The organism is Candidatus Eisenbacteria bacterium (assembly GCA_018831195.1).
Classification (GTDB): domain Bacteria; phylum Eisenbacteria; class RBG-16-71-46; order CAIMUX01; family JAHJDP01; genus JAHJDP01.
Genome location: JAHJDP010000026.1, coordinates 1 through 17,362, shown reverse-complemented (window position 1 = coordinate 17,362; position 17,362 = coordinate 1). Strand labels below are relative to the sequence as shown.

Annotated in this window: 13 protein-coding genes; 3 read left to right on the top strand and 10 right to left on the bottom strand. The window is 57.4% G+C overall.

The window, feature by feature from the left end:
- A partial coding sequence (locus tag KJ970_04845) for a hypothetical protein (GenBank protein MBU2690235.1) occupies nucleotides 1–723 on the top strand: 723 nt, incomplete at its 5' end.
- Between the two features lie 94 nt (nucleotides 724–817).
- Here KJ970_04845 and KJ970_04840 read toward each other — a convergent pair.
- A complete protein-coding gene (locus KJ970_04840; GenBank protein ID MBU2690234.1) occupies nucleotides 818–1,420 on the bottom strand; it encodes a hypothetical protein in 603 nt (200 codons plus the stop codon).
- An 83-nt stretch (nucleotides 1,421–1,503) separates the two neighbouring features.
- Here KJ970_04840 and KJ970_04835 point away from each other — a divergent pair, with 83 nt between their 5' ends.
- Complete coding sequence (locus tag KJ970_04835) at nucleotides 1,504–2,910, top strand: tetrathionate reductase family octaheme c-type cytochrome (protein ID MBU2690233.1); 1,407 nt, start codon at nucleotides 1,504–1,506, stop codon at nucleotides 2,908–2,910.
- Nucleotides 2,911–2,927: 17 nt separating this feature from the next.
- Here KJ970_04835 and KJ970_04830 read toward each other — a convergent pair whose 3' ends face one another.
- The gene (locus KJ970_04830) at nucleotides 2,928–4,733 is read right to left on the bottom strand and encodes a DUF4153 domain-containing protein (GenBank protein MBU2690232.1); all 1,806 of its coding nucleotides are present in this window, start codon (nucleotides 4,731–4,733) and stop codon (nucleotides 2,928–2,930) included.
- Nucleotides 4,734–4,977: 244 nt separating this feature from the next.
- On the opposite strand from KJ970_04830, the gene mutM reads away from it, so the two are divergent.
- The gene (mutM, locus tag KJ970_04825) at nucleotides 4,978–5,811 is read left to right on the top strand and encodes a DNA-formamidopyrimidine glycosylase (protein ID MBU2690231.1); all 834 of its coding nucleotides are present in this window, start codon (nucleotides 4,978–4,980) and stop codon (nucleotides 5,809–5,811) included.
- Nucleotides 5,812–5,847: 36 nt separating this feature from the next.
- On the opposite strand, the gene KJ970_04820 is transcribed toward mutM, so the two are convergent.
- The 8 genes from KJ970_04820 to KJ970_04785 form a co-directional block, all read right to left on the bottom strand.
- Nucleotides 5,848–7,647, bottom strand: coding sequence for a T9SS type A sorting domain-containing protein (locus tag KJ970_04820; protein MBU2690230.1), 1,800 nt, complete (start codon nucleotides 7,645–7,647; stop codon nucleotides 5,848–5,850).
- Between the two features lie 186 nt (nucleotides 7,648–7,833).
- Nucleotides 7,834–8,796 (bottom strand): radical SAM protein, encoded by a 963-nt coding sequence (locus KJ970_04815; protein MBU2690229.1) that lies wholly within the window; start codon nucleotides 8,794–8,796, stop codon nucleotides 7,834–7,836.
- 5 nt (nucleotides 8,797–8,801) lie between these two features.
- Complete coding sequence (locus KJ970_04810) at nucleotides 8,802–9,974, bottom strand: aminotransferase class I/II-fold pyridoxal phosphate-dependent enzyme (protein ID MBU2690228.1); 1,173 nt, start codon at nucleotides 9,972–9,974, stop codon at nucleotides 8,802–8,804.
- A gap of 144 nt (nucleotides 9,975–10,118) precedes the next feature.
- Nucleotides 10,119–10,328: an SEC-C domain-containing protein gene (locus KJ970_04805; GenBank protein ID MBU2690227.1), complete on the bottom strand. Its 210-nt coding sequence runs from the start codon at nucleotides 10,326–10,328 to the stop codon at nucleotides 10,119–10,121.
- A gap of 109 nt (nucleotides 10,329–10,437) precedes the next feature.
- On the bottom strand, nucleotides 10,438–12,843 hold the full coding sequence (locus tag KJ970_04800) for a hypothetical protein (GenBank protein MBU2690226.1): 2,406 nt from the start codon (nucleotides 12,841–12,843) through the stop codon (nucleotides 10,438–10,440).
- Between the two features lie 160 nt (nucleotides 12,844–13,003).
- Nucleotides 13,004–13,666 carry a hypothetical protein gene (locus KJ970_04795; protein ID MBU2690225.1) on the bottom strand — a complete coding sequence of 221 codons (663 nt, stop codon included), beginning with the start codon at nucleotides 13,664–13,666 and terminating at the stop codon, nucleotides 13,004–13,006.
- Between the two features lie 8 nt (nucleotides 13,667–13,674).
- The gene (locus KJ970_04790) at nucleotides 13,675–14,289 is read right to left on the bottom strand and encodes a sigma-70 family RNA polymerase sigma factor (protein ID MBU2690224.1); all 615 of its coding nucleotides are present in this window, start codon (nucleotides 14,287–14,289) and stop codon (nucleotides 13,675–13,677) included.
- Nucleotides 14,286–17,171, bottom strand: a complete 2,886-nt coding sequence (locus tag KJ970_04785) for a CHAT domain-containing protein (protein ID MBU2690223.1) — start codon at nucleotides 17,169–17,171, stop codon at nucleotides 14,286–14,288. Before KJ970_04785 ends, KJ970_04790 begins: the two co-directional genes overlap by 4 nt.
- Nucleotides 17,172–17,362 lie beyond the last annotated feature (191 nt).

Genomic DNA, 17,362 nt, shown 5'->3' with positions numbered 1-17,362 from the left:
GAGCCTTTGGTCGTGGACGGTTTCGAATCCTTTGAATACAGCCAATATTATCCGACCCATTTTCATGTGGCGGTCGGATCCAACTCGCATTTCTTCTATGCCTTCACCGACGCGGAGCTGCGCCGCAAAGGCCGGATGACGCTAAAACAGGAGGAAAAGCGGATGAAATTGGAGAAAGAGCTGGGCCGGCCCGATCCGAAATCGATTGAGAAGGAGATGGCGCATCTTGTCCGTCTGGCGATCGGGGATATGAAGAGGGTGGCGCTCTATTCTGATGATCACCCCGCCTATCCGCGCGCTTTCCGCCGGTTGAAAGGAGTGGAGACGTCCCATCATGTGACCTCTTCGACCGATCCGCGCACGCCACGGAATCCTCTTTTCCCGGTTAACCTGCTCGACCTTTTGATCCGTCACAGTGGCGCCAATCACAAGCGGGAGACGATCGCTTTCAGCAAGCGCCGGCAGAGCGCCGCCGAGCGGCTGGCGATCCTTCAGGTCTGGAGGAATTTCATCAAGCCCTTTTCGGAGCGTTATAATAGCGAGTCACCGGCGCAGAGGCTGGGACTATTCGATCGAAAGCTGCGGGTTGATGAGATCCTGGCCAAGAGGCTCTTTGCCACACGGACGCGCTTACCGCGAAGGCTCAAACAATATTACAACCGCACGATTGAGACGCGTTGCATCCCGAAGAACCGCCGTCATGAGCTGAAATACGCTTATTAGACCCGCGGCAAGCATAAAAAGCGCCTGGCGGCCGCGTCGACCGCCGGGCGCTTGACCCCCTCAGATGCAATTTCAGAAGCACAACCTAAACGGTCTAATGACCAGGCATCTTGGATTTGAGATCGTCGATCATGCTCTGAGCTTTTTTCATTTCCATACCGATGTCATCGAGCTTAGCTTTGAAGGCCTTCTTTTGCCCCTCCAGATCACCGGTTTCCTCAAGCTTCATGTTCATTAGGGAATTGCGGACTTCGTCCACTTTGACTTGGATGCCCTGCAGATGCTTGTCAAGATCTTCCTGGGTGAGTGTCATGGCGGTTTCCTTGAGAGGCTTCAGATCAGCTTCAAGGCGCGATAACTCATCCATCATCTCTTGTTTCATCTTATCGGCAGTCGTTGTGATAGCCTCGCCGGTCGCATCGGCCATGTTATCGCCCGCGTTTTCGGCTGCCTTCGCAACGTTTTCTGTGGCATCCGCGGCCTGGTCAGCCGAATCGCCTCCGCCGCAACCCCAAATGGGCATCACGATAAACAGAACGCACACAAAATAATAAAGGGCACGCATAAATTCCCCCTTGTCGATCATCCGCATCGCTTCCGGTGCATTGACTTCGGTGCGCCCAGTTGTTCCGAGCAAAACGCTAGGTATCTCAAGGAACATAAAGTAACCGATGCCGACATCTGAATCAACTTCCATGGCTACCTGTAAGAATTGCGGAGCAAGGGTCCCCTTGCTATCTTGATGTGAGACTGAGGGATTTGGAAATCGGGGAGGTTGCTATGAAGATTTGGAGATTGCCGCTGATTACCCTGCTGCTCCTGCTGACCCAGCCTGTTCATGCCGCCATCCAGGAACACATCGATGCTCTGGAGGGACCCTTTTCCGACGGACCATCGGTGACGGAAGCCTGCCTGAATTGCCACGAGGATGCGGCGCGTGACTTCATGAAGACGACGCACTGGACTTGGTCATCTCAACAGGAGTTGGCGGATCGAAAAGGTCCGGTCGAGCGCGGCAAGAAGAATGCGATAAACAATTTCTGTATAAGTCTTCCCGGCAACTGGCCGCGTTGTACAAGTTGCCACGCCGGCTATGGTTGGGAGGACGACACCTTCGATTTCGAAAATGCGCGAAATGTCGATTGTCTGGTTTGTCACGATGCGACCGGCAGCTACAAGAAGTTCCCCACCGGCGCCGGCCACCCCGCCTATGAGACAAAAGAGTCTGCGGGAACGGTCTACCCGGCGCCCGACTTGACGCATGTTGCTCAAAATGTGGGCATGCCCGATCGCCGGGCTTGCGGCAGTTGTCATTTCTTCGGTGGAGGCGGCAATGCCATTAAGCACGGCGATCTTGACGAGTCATTGGTGGAGCCTCAGCGCACATTCGATGTTCACATGGGCATCGATGGGGAAAATATGTCGTGCCAGAGTTGTCATCTGACCGAGAATCATCAGATCTCGGGAAACGCCCTTGTGGTCTCTCCGGGTGGGAAAGAGAAGCTGGACTGCACCCGTTGCCATGAGGCGGAGCCGCATATAAAGAATGCCAAGATGCTCAACAGCCATTGCAAGAGGGTCGCCTGTCAGACGTGCCACATTCCAACCTTTGCGAAGGGCGCCCCGACGAAAGTCTGGTGGGACTGGTCCGATGCCGGCAAAGATCTCGCGAGTGAAGTTGACGCGTTCGGCATGCCGACCTTCAGCAAGCAGAAGGGGAGTTTCAGCTGGGATAGAGAGATTGTACCGACCTATGCCTGGTACAACGGGGAGGGAGGCGCTTATCAATTGGGTGACGTCATCGATCCGGATCAGATCGTGACCCTCAACTGGCCGGCAGGCTCCCATGAAGATTCCACGGCGAAGATCTACCCCTTCAAAAAGATGAGGGGCCGGCAGATCTACGATACGGGCCATAAGATCATGATCACCCCGAAGCTTTTTGGAAAAACCGGCTACTGGACGACCTTCGATTGGAATTCCGCCGCCGCGCAGGGAATGGCCGCCACCGGTCTTGACTACAGCGGCAGCTACGGCTGGGTGGAGACGGAGATGTACTGGAAGATCAACCACATGGTCGTCCCCAAGGAGGATGCCCTGAAGTGCAATACCTGCCACGGCTCCAAGGGACGCCTCGACTGGACGGCGCTGGGGTACGACGGGGATCCGCGCAAGGCGAAGAATTGATCCGGCTGGCCCGGAAACTACGGCGGCGGTGGGAGCGGCTCCATCAACAGATAGCCTGATAGGCGCTGAAGCTGGGGTTTATCCTCCACAAAATGCCAACGGATCGAATCCACAAGGAGACGCGCACGCAAGGACTCCGTGGCGGCTTCCACCACCATGAGACTGCCGGGTACTTCCCCTTCACCCACGTTCCGGTCCCGATCCCGTAGCTCCGCCATCAGCGGCTCCAATTGGAGCGTCAAGAGAGTCTTGCCGCCTTCGCTCATCCTGATGCGATTCATATTTTGAGATATCTGGACAGCACGTTCAGAGATCGTGAAGGTCTGGCTTCGGTCATCTGAAAACCTCACCTTCTGCAGATAACTGGATGCGGGAAGGGGAATGGCCTCACCGCCGCTTTCACATTGGAAAGAGTACCATTCGCGGTTGGGGTGGCGCGCCCAATCGGCGGAGTATTCCAAGTCAAGGTAGACCATCACCTGCCGGCTGAGCTCCCGCTGCCGAGGACCTTCTGTCAGAGAATCGCCCAGAAGAGCGAGCTCCGCGTTTTGCGCCGGGGTCAGCCAGCGTTCGACCGAGCTTACCCCGTGATACTCCATGAGGTAGTCGAGACTGGCGCTCAATTCCCGGCGCGTTTCGATATCCACATCCTTATCGGCGGTCGTCAGCTTCCCCTCAGCCAGCAGACCTTCTGAGGAAAGCAGCTGTTCCATCCGACCCACCTGGCTGCTGCGCGCGATGGAGTAGGCCCCCCAGGGACCGAAGCTCGTGAGGAAGGCGATCAGACAGAGCGTGGCGGGCAGAGGTTCAAGCCGCTTCAATCGGTTTAGCGCGCCGGCGATCGATACGCCCAGCAGCCACAAGCTGAGAACGCACATGAAGTAACGGTTCTCGGTTAAACCATATTGGCCAATCCGCTTTGCCAAGGCCATGATCAGCATACCAACCGATGGCAGCATCAGCAGGAAGTAGACACGTGCATAGGTCGCGATCCAACGGTTCTCCTGCTCTTTCGTCAGGGGGTGCAGCAGGACCAGTGAGAAGAGACCCGCCGCGGCAACACTGCTCACCAGCCAGCCAATCCAGCCGCTGGGCCACTCGGAGGTTGCGAGCACCTTCACCAGGTAGGCCATGAGCAGGGCCAAGTAGAGGGCCACCAGCGGCGCCAGGATATATTGGGCGAACACCTTCAGGGCGCGGGGATAGTCGCGGCTTTTCCCCAGCGCCGCAAAGTCGCGGGGCACGCCTCCCAGAAAGTGCCAGGTATTGAAGATAAACAGCATGAGCAGGTCGATGCGCGCGTAGACTTTTCCGCTGATCTCAAGACCAAAGAGCTTGTCCAGAGCCAGCAGGGCCACGTCCAATCCGATCACCAGCACACCTGTGAAGAGGAGTGATTTCAGGAGATGCAAAAACAAGCTTTTGTTGAACTGCCAAAAGCCATCGGGCTCGTTGCGGCGGATGTAGGGGAGAGACGCTACCAACAGGTGAGCCGCAATGTTAAATTGGAAGAAGCGCGTCAACACGGCGCCGGACATCTGGGCCGGCAAGGTGAGGTAGTAGAGCAGAATTAAGGCCGTCCCCGCCACGCTGAAAGGCCACCGCAGGCGTGTAGGGCGTTCGCCAAACAGGGTCAAGGCGAGCAGGAAAGGTATACCGAGCTGCGCGCCCATTAGACATCGCACCCAAACAGTGTAACCGGAGTGACCCACCGCGATGGCCGCGCTGATTCCGGCCGCAATTGCGGCTGTCAAAACAAAAGGAAAGCGAAGGAATACCCGGCTCGCTTCAATAGCAAGCCGGCTCATCGAGGGAACTCTCATGGCCCCACCTCCTTGACTATCCAGGAGCCTAGATCATTTGGATAGCCAAGGCCATGAAATCAGCGGACCAGTTGTGGTTTTGCGACGTTGACCTCATAGGCAAGGTGAGCGCCAAGGGCGCCCGGTGTCTCAATCTAATTCATATGAGTCGGATGTTGCTGCTACGATGATATAGAGTATCCTTGTAAAGATGATCGCCCTCAATAATTGGGGGCGATCGCTTTTAACCCATGCGGTGTCGAATATGCCTGAGCTGCCGGAAGTCGAAACGGTTGTCCGTGACCTGCAAAAGGCGGGACTCGCGGGCCGCGCAATTCGCAAGGTTGTGGTCCAATGGGCGCGATCCATTGACGCGCTCACACCCCGGAATTTCGCCAAGCGTGTGTGCGGCCAATCTATCGTCAACATTTCCCGCCGTGGGAAATTTATCATTTTGGAGCTTTCGGATGGGCAATTTCTCCTGATTCATCTTCGGATGACGGGACGATTGATTATCGGTGGGAATGTTGAGCGCGAAAAGGATTATGAGCGGGTCGCCCTGTTGCTTGACGACGGTCGATGGTTACAGTTTCTGGATACTCGCAAATTCGGCCGGTGGTGTTTGGTTAATTCCTTGGAAGAACGCCTTGGGATGTTGGGTCCTGAACCCCTGTCGACTGCTTTTACCAGCCGCCTTTTGACGCAGAAGCTCGCAGATCACCAACGGATGCTGAAGCCATTGTTGCTTGACCAGCGCTTTCTCGCCGGGCTGGGTAATATCTATGTCGACGAGGCTTTGTGGGATGCGCAACTGCACCCGATGCGATTGTCTTCCTCGCTGAGTCTGAGCGAATCAGGTCAACTTTATCGATCGATCCGCAAGGTTCTAAGACGAGGCATTCATTCACAGGGGACATCGTTAGGGGATGGCCAGACCAATTTCTACAGTGTTGCCGGGCGGCGCGGGCGAAACCAGGACCGCTTGCGCGTATTTCGTAAAGCCGGAGCTGCATGTCCCCGCTGTGGCGATGGAATTATCGAACGAATTGTCGTGGGTCAGCGCGGAACGCATATCTGCTCCAGCTGTCAGAAAATCTGATTCAATGGCGCTGTTTCCCGGCCCGGTCAGTAGAAATTATTGTGATAGTATCAACTTCCTTGACTCAACGAATGCGCCCGCGCGCAGTCGGCAGAAGTATACTCCAGCTGGGACTCTCCGGCCTTCCTCGTTGTCTCCCAACCAGGGGCGGTGATGGTGTCCTGCTTCCATGAAGCCGTTTTCAATCTGCTTCACCAGCCTGCCCTGCGTATCAAACACCTCCAATGACACCTCTGCTTTCAAAGGCAGGTCGAAAGTAATCATTGTCTCCGACCGGAAGGGGTTCGGATGGTTGTCTCCGAGGGCGGACGCCATCGGCACGAACTCGGGTTCCGGCACGGCGGACGCATCCAGAATGATGGATTCGGATGGTGAAAAGTCGGATCCCTCGAAGGCGGTGTCAATCGCTTGTACACCCCAATAAGCGATTGCAGGGGGTGGGTCGGGAAGAGTGATGATCCAGGATATATTGTGGTTGGTGTTGCCGAGTCGACCAACCTTGCGATAGCCGTTAGTGAGGTCGGACATGGGGGAGACGATGTCAGGCGCCGAAGGAGTCGAACCCATCCAGAGGTTATATGTTAAACCTGAGGAGGGTGTCTCGACGTCGCTGGAAGCGTTCCAACTCAGGATAACCTGATTCCCTGCTATCGAGGCAGAAAGACCGTCGGGTGCATCCGGTGGCGTATTTGCCGGAGCGTCGTTATTCTTATACAATAATGAAATGTTAGCCGAGTTCGGGTGTCCTGTCAGCAGGATGTCGAGGTCGCTATCATTATCGTAGTCGCCCCAGGCCGCTGAGCTCCAATCAACGCCCGTCAGTCCAGCGCCGATGTCGGTGAAGGTTCCCGCGCCGTTTTCGTAGACGCTCGAGATGCACGCGGCGCCTGTGTATCCCGTCAGCAGGATGTCGAGGTCGCCATCATTATCGTAGTCTCCCCAGGCCACCGAGCCGGCGGCGACACCTGCCAGCCCGGCGGCGATGTCGGTGAAAACCCCCGCGTCGTTATCGTAGACGATCGAGATGATCTCCGATCCCGAGTCACCCGTCAGCAGGATGTCGAGATCGCCGTCATTGTCGTAATCGCCCCACGCCGCCGAGCCGACCGTTACGCCCGCCAGCCCGGCGTCTATGTTGGTAAAGGTTCCCGCGTCATTGCGGTACACGCAAGAGATGAACTCCAAACCTGTATCGCCCGTGAGGAGGATATCCAGGTCGCCGTCATTGTCGTAATCGCCCCACGCCGCCGAGCTCGCATTGACTCCCGTCAGCCCTGCGCATACGTCGGCAAAAGTTCCCGCGTCGTTGCGGTAGACGCATGCGATGAACTCCGATCCCATATCGCCCGCAAGGAGGATATCCAGGTCGCCGTCGTTGTCGTAATCCCCCCACGCCACCGAGCTCGAATAGACTCCCGTCAGTCCGGCGTCGATGTCGGCAAAGGTTCCCGCATCGTTGCGGTAGACGCGTGCGATACGCACCGCCCCCGTATCCCCTGTCAGCAGGATGTCGAGGTCGCCGTCGTTGTCGTAATCCCCCCACGCTACGGAGCTCGCATAAACTCCCGTCAGTCCGGCGTCGATGTCGGCAAAGGTCCCCGTGTCGTTGCGGTAGACGCGTGCGATGCACTCGGCGCCTGTGTATCCTGTCAGCAGGATGTCAAGGTCGCCGTCGTTGTCGTAATCCCCCCACGCCACCGAGGATTGATACACACCCGGTAATCCGGCGCCCATGTCGGCGAAGCCGGAAGAACAAATGAGAGCCGGATTGCTCTGTGCGGCGGCGAGAAGGAGACTCGTAGCGAGGATCAGTGAATGCAGCCTGCGGAACGGCATCAGGGACCTCCTCAGTGAAGAGAAGCACAAACGTTCTTCCACGGATCAGAAACATTGTACAAAATAGATTAAGATAATACAACCCCTAACGCAATACCCGGCAAATAGATGGGAGTATTGAGCATGGGCGCTTGGGCATGGGAAGGGGCATTCAGCGATGAACAGTCGCAGTTTGTGCCGGAGGCATCATTCCCCGCGTGGGATTTTTCTCACGTAGAAACGCTTGCCGCGGTATTCGACCTCTTCCATCCGGCCCTGATCGATCAACATGCGGACAGCGGACCAGTCGGACTTCGCTTGGGAGAGAAATCCGTCGACGGCATCTTCCCGCATCGGATGCACGGACGTGATGCTAAGGAGATCATCTTCTACATTTCCCGTGGAGGCGAAGGCGTCGCCCTCGTAGCCGATAAGGTACTCCACGTTCGCGAGCCTATCACTCAGCATCTGATAGGCGCGGTTGAGATTTTCTGCGATGGGGGGGGCAATTTCGCGCTCGGCAGGGGGCCGCGTTGGAATCGACAAGTAGCTGCGAACAGGTCCTATTTGTGCCAGAAAATCGGCAACAGCGGCGATAGCTTCTGGATGATCGTTGATATTTCGGAGAAGCATCGTTTCTGTTACCAGCTCTCCTTGGAACGAAAGCGCGAATGCCGCGATCCCCGCCAAGATTTCATCGAGATGCAGTGTTCCATGAGGGCGATTCACTCGCCGCCACGTTGCTTCATCCACCGAATCGACCTTGACAGAGACCCAATCGGCCCGGGCGAGATCCGCGCGCACGGTGGGATGCATGAGCAAACTCGCATTGGTGATGACCGCGATGCGGATCCCGAGAGATCGCAGGAGTTCGATTTCCTTTCCCAGGTTGGCATCGAGCGTCGGTTCGCCATCCGAAACAAAGGTCAGGAAGTCTAGCGTTAGGCCGTTCCCCTTGGCGGCCGCACACTTTCGGCTGACCCGTTCGACGAGTTCATGGGGGTTCCAGAAGGCTTGGCGGCTGGTCTGTAGCTTTGTCGTGCGGCCGACCTGGCAATAAAGACAGCTATAGGTACAGATTTTGGGCGGGATATTGTTGATGCCCAGGCTCTGTCCGAGCCGCCTGGAGGGCACGGGACCAAAGACGATGTTCTGTGTCTCCGCCTTCATAAAGTTTACTTCCCGAAGTAGGTTTCCATTCGATCGAAGGCTTGGTCGATCGTTTCCGTCGGTACACAAAAAGACATTCTGAGATGGCTTTCGCCCGTGGGTCCGAAAGCGATTCCGGGTGTCGTCGAGACTTTGGCCTCTTGCAGCAATTTCTTGCAGAAGGTCATGGAATCGCGTCCCTCCGGATGGAGGATTCGCGGAAACATGAGATAGGAGCCGGCTGGTTTCTGATAGTCGAAGACCGATTTCAGGTCGTCCAGCCGTTCGCACATCCGGTTCCTTGCGGCCAGGTAATGTCCGGCGAATGTCGCCACACACTCCTGCGGGCCCCGAAGGGCCGCCAGTGCGGCGTATTGCGACACGGTCGGCGCACAGATCGCAAAAGGGATGTGAGCCTTGGTAATCTGTTTGATCGTGGCCGCATCGGCGTGCAGGTATCCGACTCTCCAGCCGGTCATCGCATAGGTTTTCGTGAATGTGAAACAGCTGATCACATTATGCTTCAGTTCGGGAATCGAGGCGATGCTGAAGTGCTTGTGATCGTCGAAAGTGAAGTACTCATACGCCTCGTCGGTGATCACCGCGAGGTTGTGCTCCAGCGCCACCGCGGCCAGCTCTCTGAGCTGATCTTCACCGAAGACGGTACCGGTGGGATTGCTCGGGGAGCAGTAGAGAATGGCCTTCGTACGGGGGGTGACGGACTTGCGGATCGCGGCGATGTCGAGTGCGAAACCCTGCTCCTCAATGCAGGGGACAAGAATCGGTTTGCCGGAAGCGATCACAACCTGCCGGATGTGGGTCGAGTAGGTGGGAGTGGGCAGGATGACCTCGTCGCCGGGATCGACGACGGCCATGATCGTGGCGGCCAAGCCCTCGATGGCGCCCACGGTCACGATGATCTCCGAGATATCAGCGGTAATCCGGTTGTCTCGTGCGAGCTTCGCGACGATCTCCCGGCGCAGTTCGGGTAAGCCGGAAGTGACGGAGTAGCCGCCCGCTCGGCCGTCGCGGATGGCGGCGATGGCGGCCGCCTTGATGTGTTCGGGCGTGTCGGTGGTCGGTTTTGCCCAGGAAAGGAAGGAGACATCGTCGATAGCGCTCGCGAGGTGCGTCATCTCGTGAATCGCCGACTTCGCAATTCCTGCAACCCTATCGGATATGATACCGCTTTGGTTCATGGTGGGCTCTCCTCTCACTGAACAACTGACGGGGCGGTGGCGGGAGCATCATGGCTAACAGCTAGATGGAACAACAGCAAAAAATGCAGCGTGGGGTCGGGATCAAGGCTTTTGTAAAGGTGAAACTCACCTCGCTCAGCGGCTTCAGGTTGGGCCCGCGCAATTGGCCTTGCTCTGGGCAGAGAAGTACACACGGTCGGCTTCGTAGTGGCAGCGCTTGTATTTTTTGCCGCTACCGCACCAGCAGGCCTCATTGCGGCCAAGACGCGCCGCCTCCTTCGGTGGTTTTTTGCCAAACATTTTACTCAAGAAACTCATTTCATGCGCTCCCACGGTGATGCCGCTGCCCATCATGGACATGTAATACGTGCCAACCCTTTATGATAACATCACCGGGAGGTATTTGTCGAAGGTTCCTGGGCTCCTCTCAGAATGAAATCATAACTACCCCTCGAGCAGCGGGTTAACGCACGTGCGCAAGGCGAACACGGTATGTGGACGATCCAACCCGCATCCGCGCGAAATAGACGCCTGGAGGCAGATCACGGCCATCGGCGTCGCGGCCCCGCCAACTGACGCGATGGCGGCCGGCCGGGTGCACTCCCTGAACCAACCTGGCGACACGCCGTCCATCGACGCTGCACACCAAAAGATCAACCTCACATTCTTCGGGCAGGTCAAAGGCCAGAGTCGTCTGTTCCACGAATGGATTGGGGCCTCTCACATGAAGGGCGAGATTCAAAGGGAGTCCCGTTACCTCCGGCGCATCGGATGAAGTGACCTCCACCTGAATTTCGTTGCTTCCCTCGCTCTCGTTTTCGTGCACATCCATCGCCGTGACCTGGTAGAACCAGGTGCCAGAACCCGACGGATCGATAAAAGTCAGCTCAACGGTCGTACCAACCTGATGATCTGGATCTTGCGGGACGTCGGGTTCGGCACCGCGGTAAACCACATAGTGGGAGAGATCTTCGTCATGATGCCCGCTGGCGCTCCAGGTGAGGAGGACCTCGCCCTGGCCCTGAGACAGCCCATTCAGCGCAAGCGGAGCGCCGGGCGCCAAATTGTCGACGGAATACCCGAACATGGGTTCGGACTCCCAAAAGATCGCCGGATTATCCGAGTGAGCGAGAACCCGGTATTCAGCCATGGGGATTCCGGCGCTTGTCGAATCACCAAATGTGAAAGCGGCGCAGGAATACACGGGCTCAAGCACGGCCGGCACATCATCGACGAATGTCCACCCATCTCGACCCATTTCGGCGAGAGTCTCCGGCGACATTCCCAGATGACGGCTGAGGTTTGTACAATTTTCATAGTCCAGGATCTTGGGGCGCTTGACTTCGGCTTCCCGGACCCAAACCGAATACGACTCAACGGCCGTCCAGGGCCAGGCGTCCAAGTAACATCGATCCCAAGTGACAAGCGCCCGGCCTCCCTGGTCGTTGGGGAAATCGGAGACCTCGGTCATCACTGGTTGGGGATCGGCGAGGTAGCCGGTGGCATGCATACGCTGCGCGTAAATGTTAACACTATCACTGCCCTCGCGATCGTCACCCCAGACGGCAATCAGGCCACCGCGGTCATCCCGGAGTGATTGATGGTCTTCGTAAAGTGTGGTTCCGCTCATTTGGACTCCGTCCTCATGCCATCGGCGCATTCCATTGGCATCGAGACGCTGCGCGTATATAGATCCAAGGTAATGGCGAGTGTCGACCCACGATAAGAGGCATCCGCCTTCACCATCAGCCCAGACTCTAGGCCCGCCTTTCTCGCCGGCGTAGTCATTGACGAGCGCACCGTTCGAGGTCCAGTGTCGATCCCCGGCGGCGGTGAGACGTTGCGCGTGAATACGATCATCAATTGCCGTGAACTCCGTCCAGGCGACAAGGACTCCACCATCTTCATCGGGAGTCACCTGCGGCAGGATCTGGTGTCCGTCTTCGTATGAGACGCGGATGCCCGAGGATCCCCAAATTCGAGCGCCCGAGAGGCTGAGTCGTTGACAACTTATATATAGGGAGCTGCTACCAGGGTTATTGGTGAAGGCGAGCACCGCGGTTGTACCCAGCGTCGTTATATCAACACCTTCCTGATCCGTGACACTGGTTGTCGCCTTGATGCCATTCACTGCCCAAATGCAGGTTCCGGCGGAGGAAACGTACTGCGCGTAGATCCGTGGGTCGGTATCGCGGGTATCAGTCCAGGCAATGACGGCGCCCCCGCCGCCAATATCGGTCATGCACAGATCGGTTGCAGATCCCGCCGCATTCCTGACCTGGACGGCTGATGAATTCCAGAGAATACTCCCTGATTCGTTAAAACGCTGGGCGTAAATCAAATTGTTCGCATCGGCGTCCTGCCACACTATGACGGCGCCGCCAAAGGTGTCTGACGTGATTTCAGGATTGGCCAAACTGTACCATTCATTGGCCACGAGCACCCCGGCCGTGCCCCAAAGCCGGCTTCCGTCAGCGGCGATTCGCTGAGCTTGAATGTCATCTGTAGCGGTTTCCATCTGCCAGACCAGGATGGCGCCGCCGGCGCCGTCCTCCACCATGCGAACATGTTTTTGGGACCAGTTGCTCTCGCTCGCCTGAATACCAGTTCCTGGCCAGAGCTTTGCTCCTGCGGGGTCGAGACGTTGTACATATATCTTTCCGGATCCGCCGCGCTCATCCACCCAGGCGACGATGCAACCGCCGGCCGCATCGCCGACGATGACCGGCTCATACTGGTTCTCTTCTTCCTCACAGATCATCGTGTTTTCCCAGGGGTCAATGGACCATGCCGCCAGAGCGGGAGTGAATCCCGCCGTGACCAAGGCGCACAAGCAGGCGGTAATCTGAATCGACGGGGTGAGTCTCATGGCATTCTCCTTTATCTCTGTGCAGTCGGCCTCCCGATCTGAAGGCAGCTTCAGCGGCCTGGCCCCCACACGTCTGAACCGTGGTTCGGGCTTCTATGCTTAGAAACACAGCAGGGGAGAGGAGATCATGAAGAAAATCAAACTTTGGGATGGTTGCCGGCTAGGGCCGTTTTATCCCCGCCGGCAGCGATTGAATCCATTCATTTCCCTGACGCATGGCCCGCACCTGCCACAGAAGTTGTGGTTTCCCTAGGGTCGCCGGTGGCCAATCTCCCGGGGAGAGGATCAGAGAGGTATCAACCCTTGCTGGGAAACGGGCCAGCTCGGTTAGATCCAGATCATAAAGAACGATTCGATAGGAATCCGCTCCCGGCAACTGATTCCACTTCAACACCGTGCGGCCATCCGGCAGCATGGTCGGCGGCTGCAGAACCAGGAGCCGGCTCTCGTTCGAGGAAACGCTGCGGGCCACGTAAGGCCCAGGGCTCTCAGCCTGGTGCCGGAAGAGAACGACCGCGATGAGAGCCATCGCCGCAAAGGCAAGACCGATGGCCGGGCGCCGAAAAAACATCCGTCTGCCTTTCAGCGGCTGTTTCTTTTGTTCGCCCCCCTCCAATTCACGGGTGAGGATTTGCCCGAGGTCCTGCTCGGCGTCCCGCACGTTGGCATCGGCCGGCACGTGGCTCGGAGCGCGGAATTCGCGCAGGGAAGCGAGGAGATTACGGCAGCGGGCGCACTGCTCAATATGGGCCCGGCGTGAGTCTTGCGGATCGAGTTCGAGCCACTCACCCAATTCTTCGATAGAAGGACAATCTCGCTTCATGGCTGACCTCACTTCAGAGGGCCGTCAAATCCGTGCGATCGCCGTTCACGTTGGCGCCGCTCGTCAATGGCCTCCCGCAGTTTTCGGCGCGCGCGCTGCAAAACGCTGCGGGCGCCGGCGGAACCCTTGATTCCCAGAAAATTAGATATTTCATCAACCGGCATCCGCTCGAAGCAGCGCAGATAGATTGCATCTTGTTCCTGCGGGTCCAGCGTTTGCCGCAAGAGAGAGTAAATCTCCTCTTCGTTGATTTTCTCAGAATACTTCTCGCCTGGATCCGGTTGATCTCCAGCCAAGTTGTCAACTTCAATCACTTCGTCGCGCAACAGCGGCTGCTTCCGCAACGCATTGAGACACCGATTCCGGGTGATTGTAAAAAGCCAGGCGAAGAACCGCGATCTTGGCTCATAGGTGGGCAGTCGACGCCAGGCATTGAGCAGGACATCCTGCGCCAAATCCTTGGCGCGATCGTGATCCTTGACATAGCGAAATGCCCAAATGTACACCCGCCCGGAATAGCGGCCGAAGAGAACAGCAGCCGCACGCCGCGCCTCGGGATCTTCGGCGCCGCGCTGAGCAAGCTCAACGAGCGCATCATCGCTCAATTGATCGATGCTCTTCATTTGGTTAAACACATCCGGAATGCAAGAATCATGAATATCATTATAAGAGCCAGCGCGCCCAGTAGATACCCCAGCGGATGGACGCGTCGTGTCAGATTCACGCGGATATCACCATCGCCGGTCAGGATAAAGCCGGCCCAAAAGTAGGGGTGCCGCGTGCGCGGATTGGCTTGCATCTCTTCCTGCGCTGCCGCCAAAGCCGCGGCCGCGTTGTCATCGGACGCCAAATGACGGTAAAATCGCCCCACAAACTGAGCCGTGGATTTGTCGTCCACGTCCCAAAGCGTGGCCACGACGGCCGGCACACCGGCGCTCAGAAAAGCCGTGCAAAGACCGAGCACGCCCTCACCTGACAGAATGGGTCCGCCCGCGGAGGAGCAGCTGGAGAGCACGACTAAACGCGCCTGCAACGGTAGCGTGGTTATACGATCGGCGTAAAGGAATCCTTCCTCCGCACCGGGAGAGAGCTGGATGGCGGAGCGCCATGGAGAGTTATCGTCCACGTCAGTGTGTGCGGCCAGGTGCAGTAGATCATAATCGGCCAACCTTTCAGTGAGGAGATCCGGGCAGCTATCCGCTTTAACAATCATTGCCTCGACATTGTGAAAGCTTTTGGCAAGCTGATGCACCTCGTCGATGGCGCCGGGTAATGCCTGCCCGTCCTTTCCCCGCGCGGCGGCGATGGCTAGAATGCGCGTTTCCCTGTCGATCTCCGGCGCGGCGGATTTTCGGCGCAGCCAAACGAGATAGGAAGCGGAAGGCACGCGGACGACTTCCTTCAGTCGCGCCGGCGCCGGTACGCCCTTTTGTGAAGCGGGGAGAAGTTCAGCCAGCGGCAGCAGATTCAGAATCCCATCCGGCGCGATCATGATCCTATCGCAAGCGTCGAGGAGATCAGCCACCTCACCGAACAGCTGCTGCCCAAGCGTCTTGCCGACGTCATTGAGAAGCTGGAGGTCGATCAGGTTGGCGGAGGAAGGAGGATCCTCGATCATGCAGCGATACAGGTGCAGTTTGGGCGCCAGAATTTCTTCGGAAGGAAGCCTGACGGCACGGCATTCTCCGCACGTGACCGCGAAGAGAATCGATGAGTCAGGCCCTAAGAATGGATCCAGCAGAAGTTCTCCCGGTCGCAGGCCTTCTGTCTGCAAGAGATCCAGAGTCGTGATTTCCATCGGCGCATTCGCGGGCGGGATCATTTGTGGCGAGCCCGGACCGTGGACCCTCTCCATGAGCGTTCTCGCTTTAAAGCATTGCAATCGGTCGAACGCCCGGCGTGCTTGTTCAATCTTTGGAAGGCCGCTTCCATCATCCAGAAGGAGATCGGCGAGATCGGTGTAGAGCATTCGACTCCAGGCGCCGCGTTGCTCGCGCCACTTTGGATCCAGCGGCACGCCACGGTCGGATTCCCAATCCGCGGCCGCTTGCTCCAGCAGCACCAGCGCGCTGTCCGGTTTGCCGAGCGCCTGGTAAGCCAGCGCCGCCGTGACCAAGGCCTCGAGCCTGAGGCGTGATAGGCCCTGTTTTCCTTCTTCTCCCGCCACACTTAGAAGATAGGGGAGAGCGGCTCTGTTGCGGCCTGACCTCCTGAGAACGCAGCCGCGCTCGGACCTCAGCCTCAGATTGAATTGCGCATCCGGCGCCGACTCCAGCAGATGCGCGCCCTTATCCAGCACCGCCAGGGCCGCCTCGCAGCTATCCGACATGCTTAAGGTTTGAGCCAAGAAGATATGCGCCTCCGCCTGAGTATGCGTCGGCAGCGCATCTCCCAATGACATTGACTGCCGGCAAACCTTGGCAGCGTCAGAATTCCGGCCCTGCAAACGATAGATCGGAGCCAGCTTATTCAAGATGCTGCCAAGAAGATCCAGGTATCCTTCCCTCCGGCAGATCTCCGCTAAGCTCTCCATCGCTTCAATGGCTTCAGTACGGCGACCGATTTGTGTAAGGCACATGGCCGCGTTAAGTCCCGGCATCATCGCGGCACGCTGATTTCCCTCGGAAATGTGAAGCTCATGCGCCTCTCGAAAATGCCCGGCGGCGACACTCGGGTCGCCGAAATTGAATTCGAGGGTCGCAAGGTTGTTCAGCACAATGCCCAAAACAAACCGCCGCGAGTTTTCAATTTCGATATTCTCCGCGGCGGCCGCAGCCTGGCGGAAGTGGACCAGCGCTTGATCGTAGGCGCCGAGGCGCCCAAGAGCGATTCCCATGCCGTTCAAGGCCCAGGCCAATCCGTCGGCGATGTTTTCACGGCGCAATGCGTGAATGGCCTGGCGATACAGCTCAGTCGCCTCGGCGGCCTTTCCCGCTGACAGCGTTTGCCATCCCAAACCGACCAAGGCCCAGCCCTCATACATTGGACTGTCTTGTTCGCGTGCAAGGCTGAGGAGACGCTGACACATTTCATACGCCTCGGAACCCCGACCCTGGCCGGAAACGGCGACGCTCAGCCATCGGAGCACGAAGCAGAGCGCTGCGGAGTCCTGTTGAGCTTCCGCAAGCTGGAGCGCTTCACGCAGGGTGCCTTCTGCTTGGCGGACTTGTCCAAACCCGGACCAAATGCTTCCCTGCCGCATCATCAGTTGTAGGAGAAAGGATGAGTCCCGCTCGGCTCTGGCGGTCGTCACTTGGGTCGCCGCCAAGGCCAGGGCCTGTTCTGGAAGACTCGCATCTCTCAAAGAATCGATCGTGGCCATGATCGCGGTATGACGCTGGAAGAGAATTTGGGCTCCGGCGCTTTCACTGTCAGGATTCGCGGTATCGGCAGCGGATGGGTTGTAAAACAAAAAGGCCGCCAAGATGACAAGGAGCAGCGGTCCTCGCAGAAATCCGGCAAGGCGCTTTAGTTCAATGGGAGCGGACTGATGATTCACAATCATGATAGTTAAGGATTCTGAAGTCTTTGATAGAAAGGTCAAGTAACTCTTCGGAGGATATCCTGAATTTAGTTGAAAATTGAAGTAGAGGCTCCCCTGTGGAAAGATTCCACAGTCAACCAGAAATCGTTTTAAAAACGAAGGGAGCCTCTAATGAAAAGAAGCACAAGAGAGCGGAAAATTGCAAGCAAGGG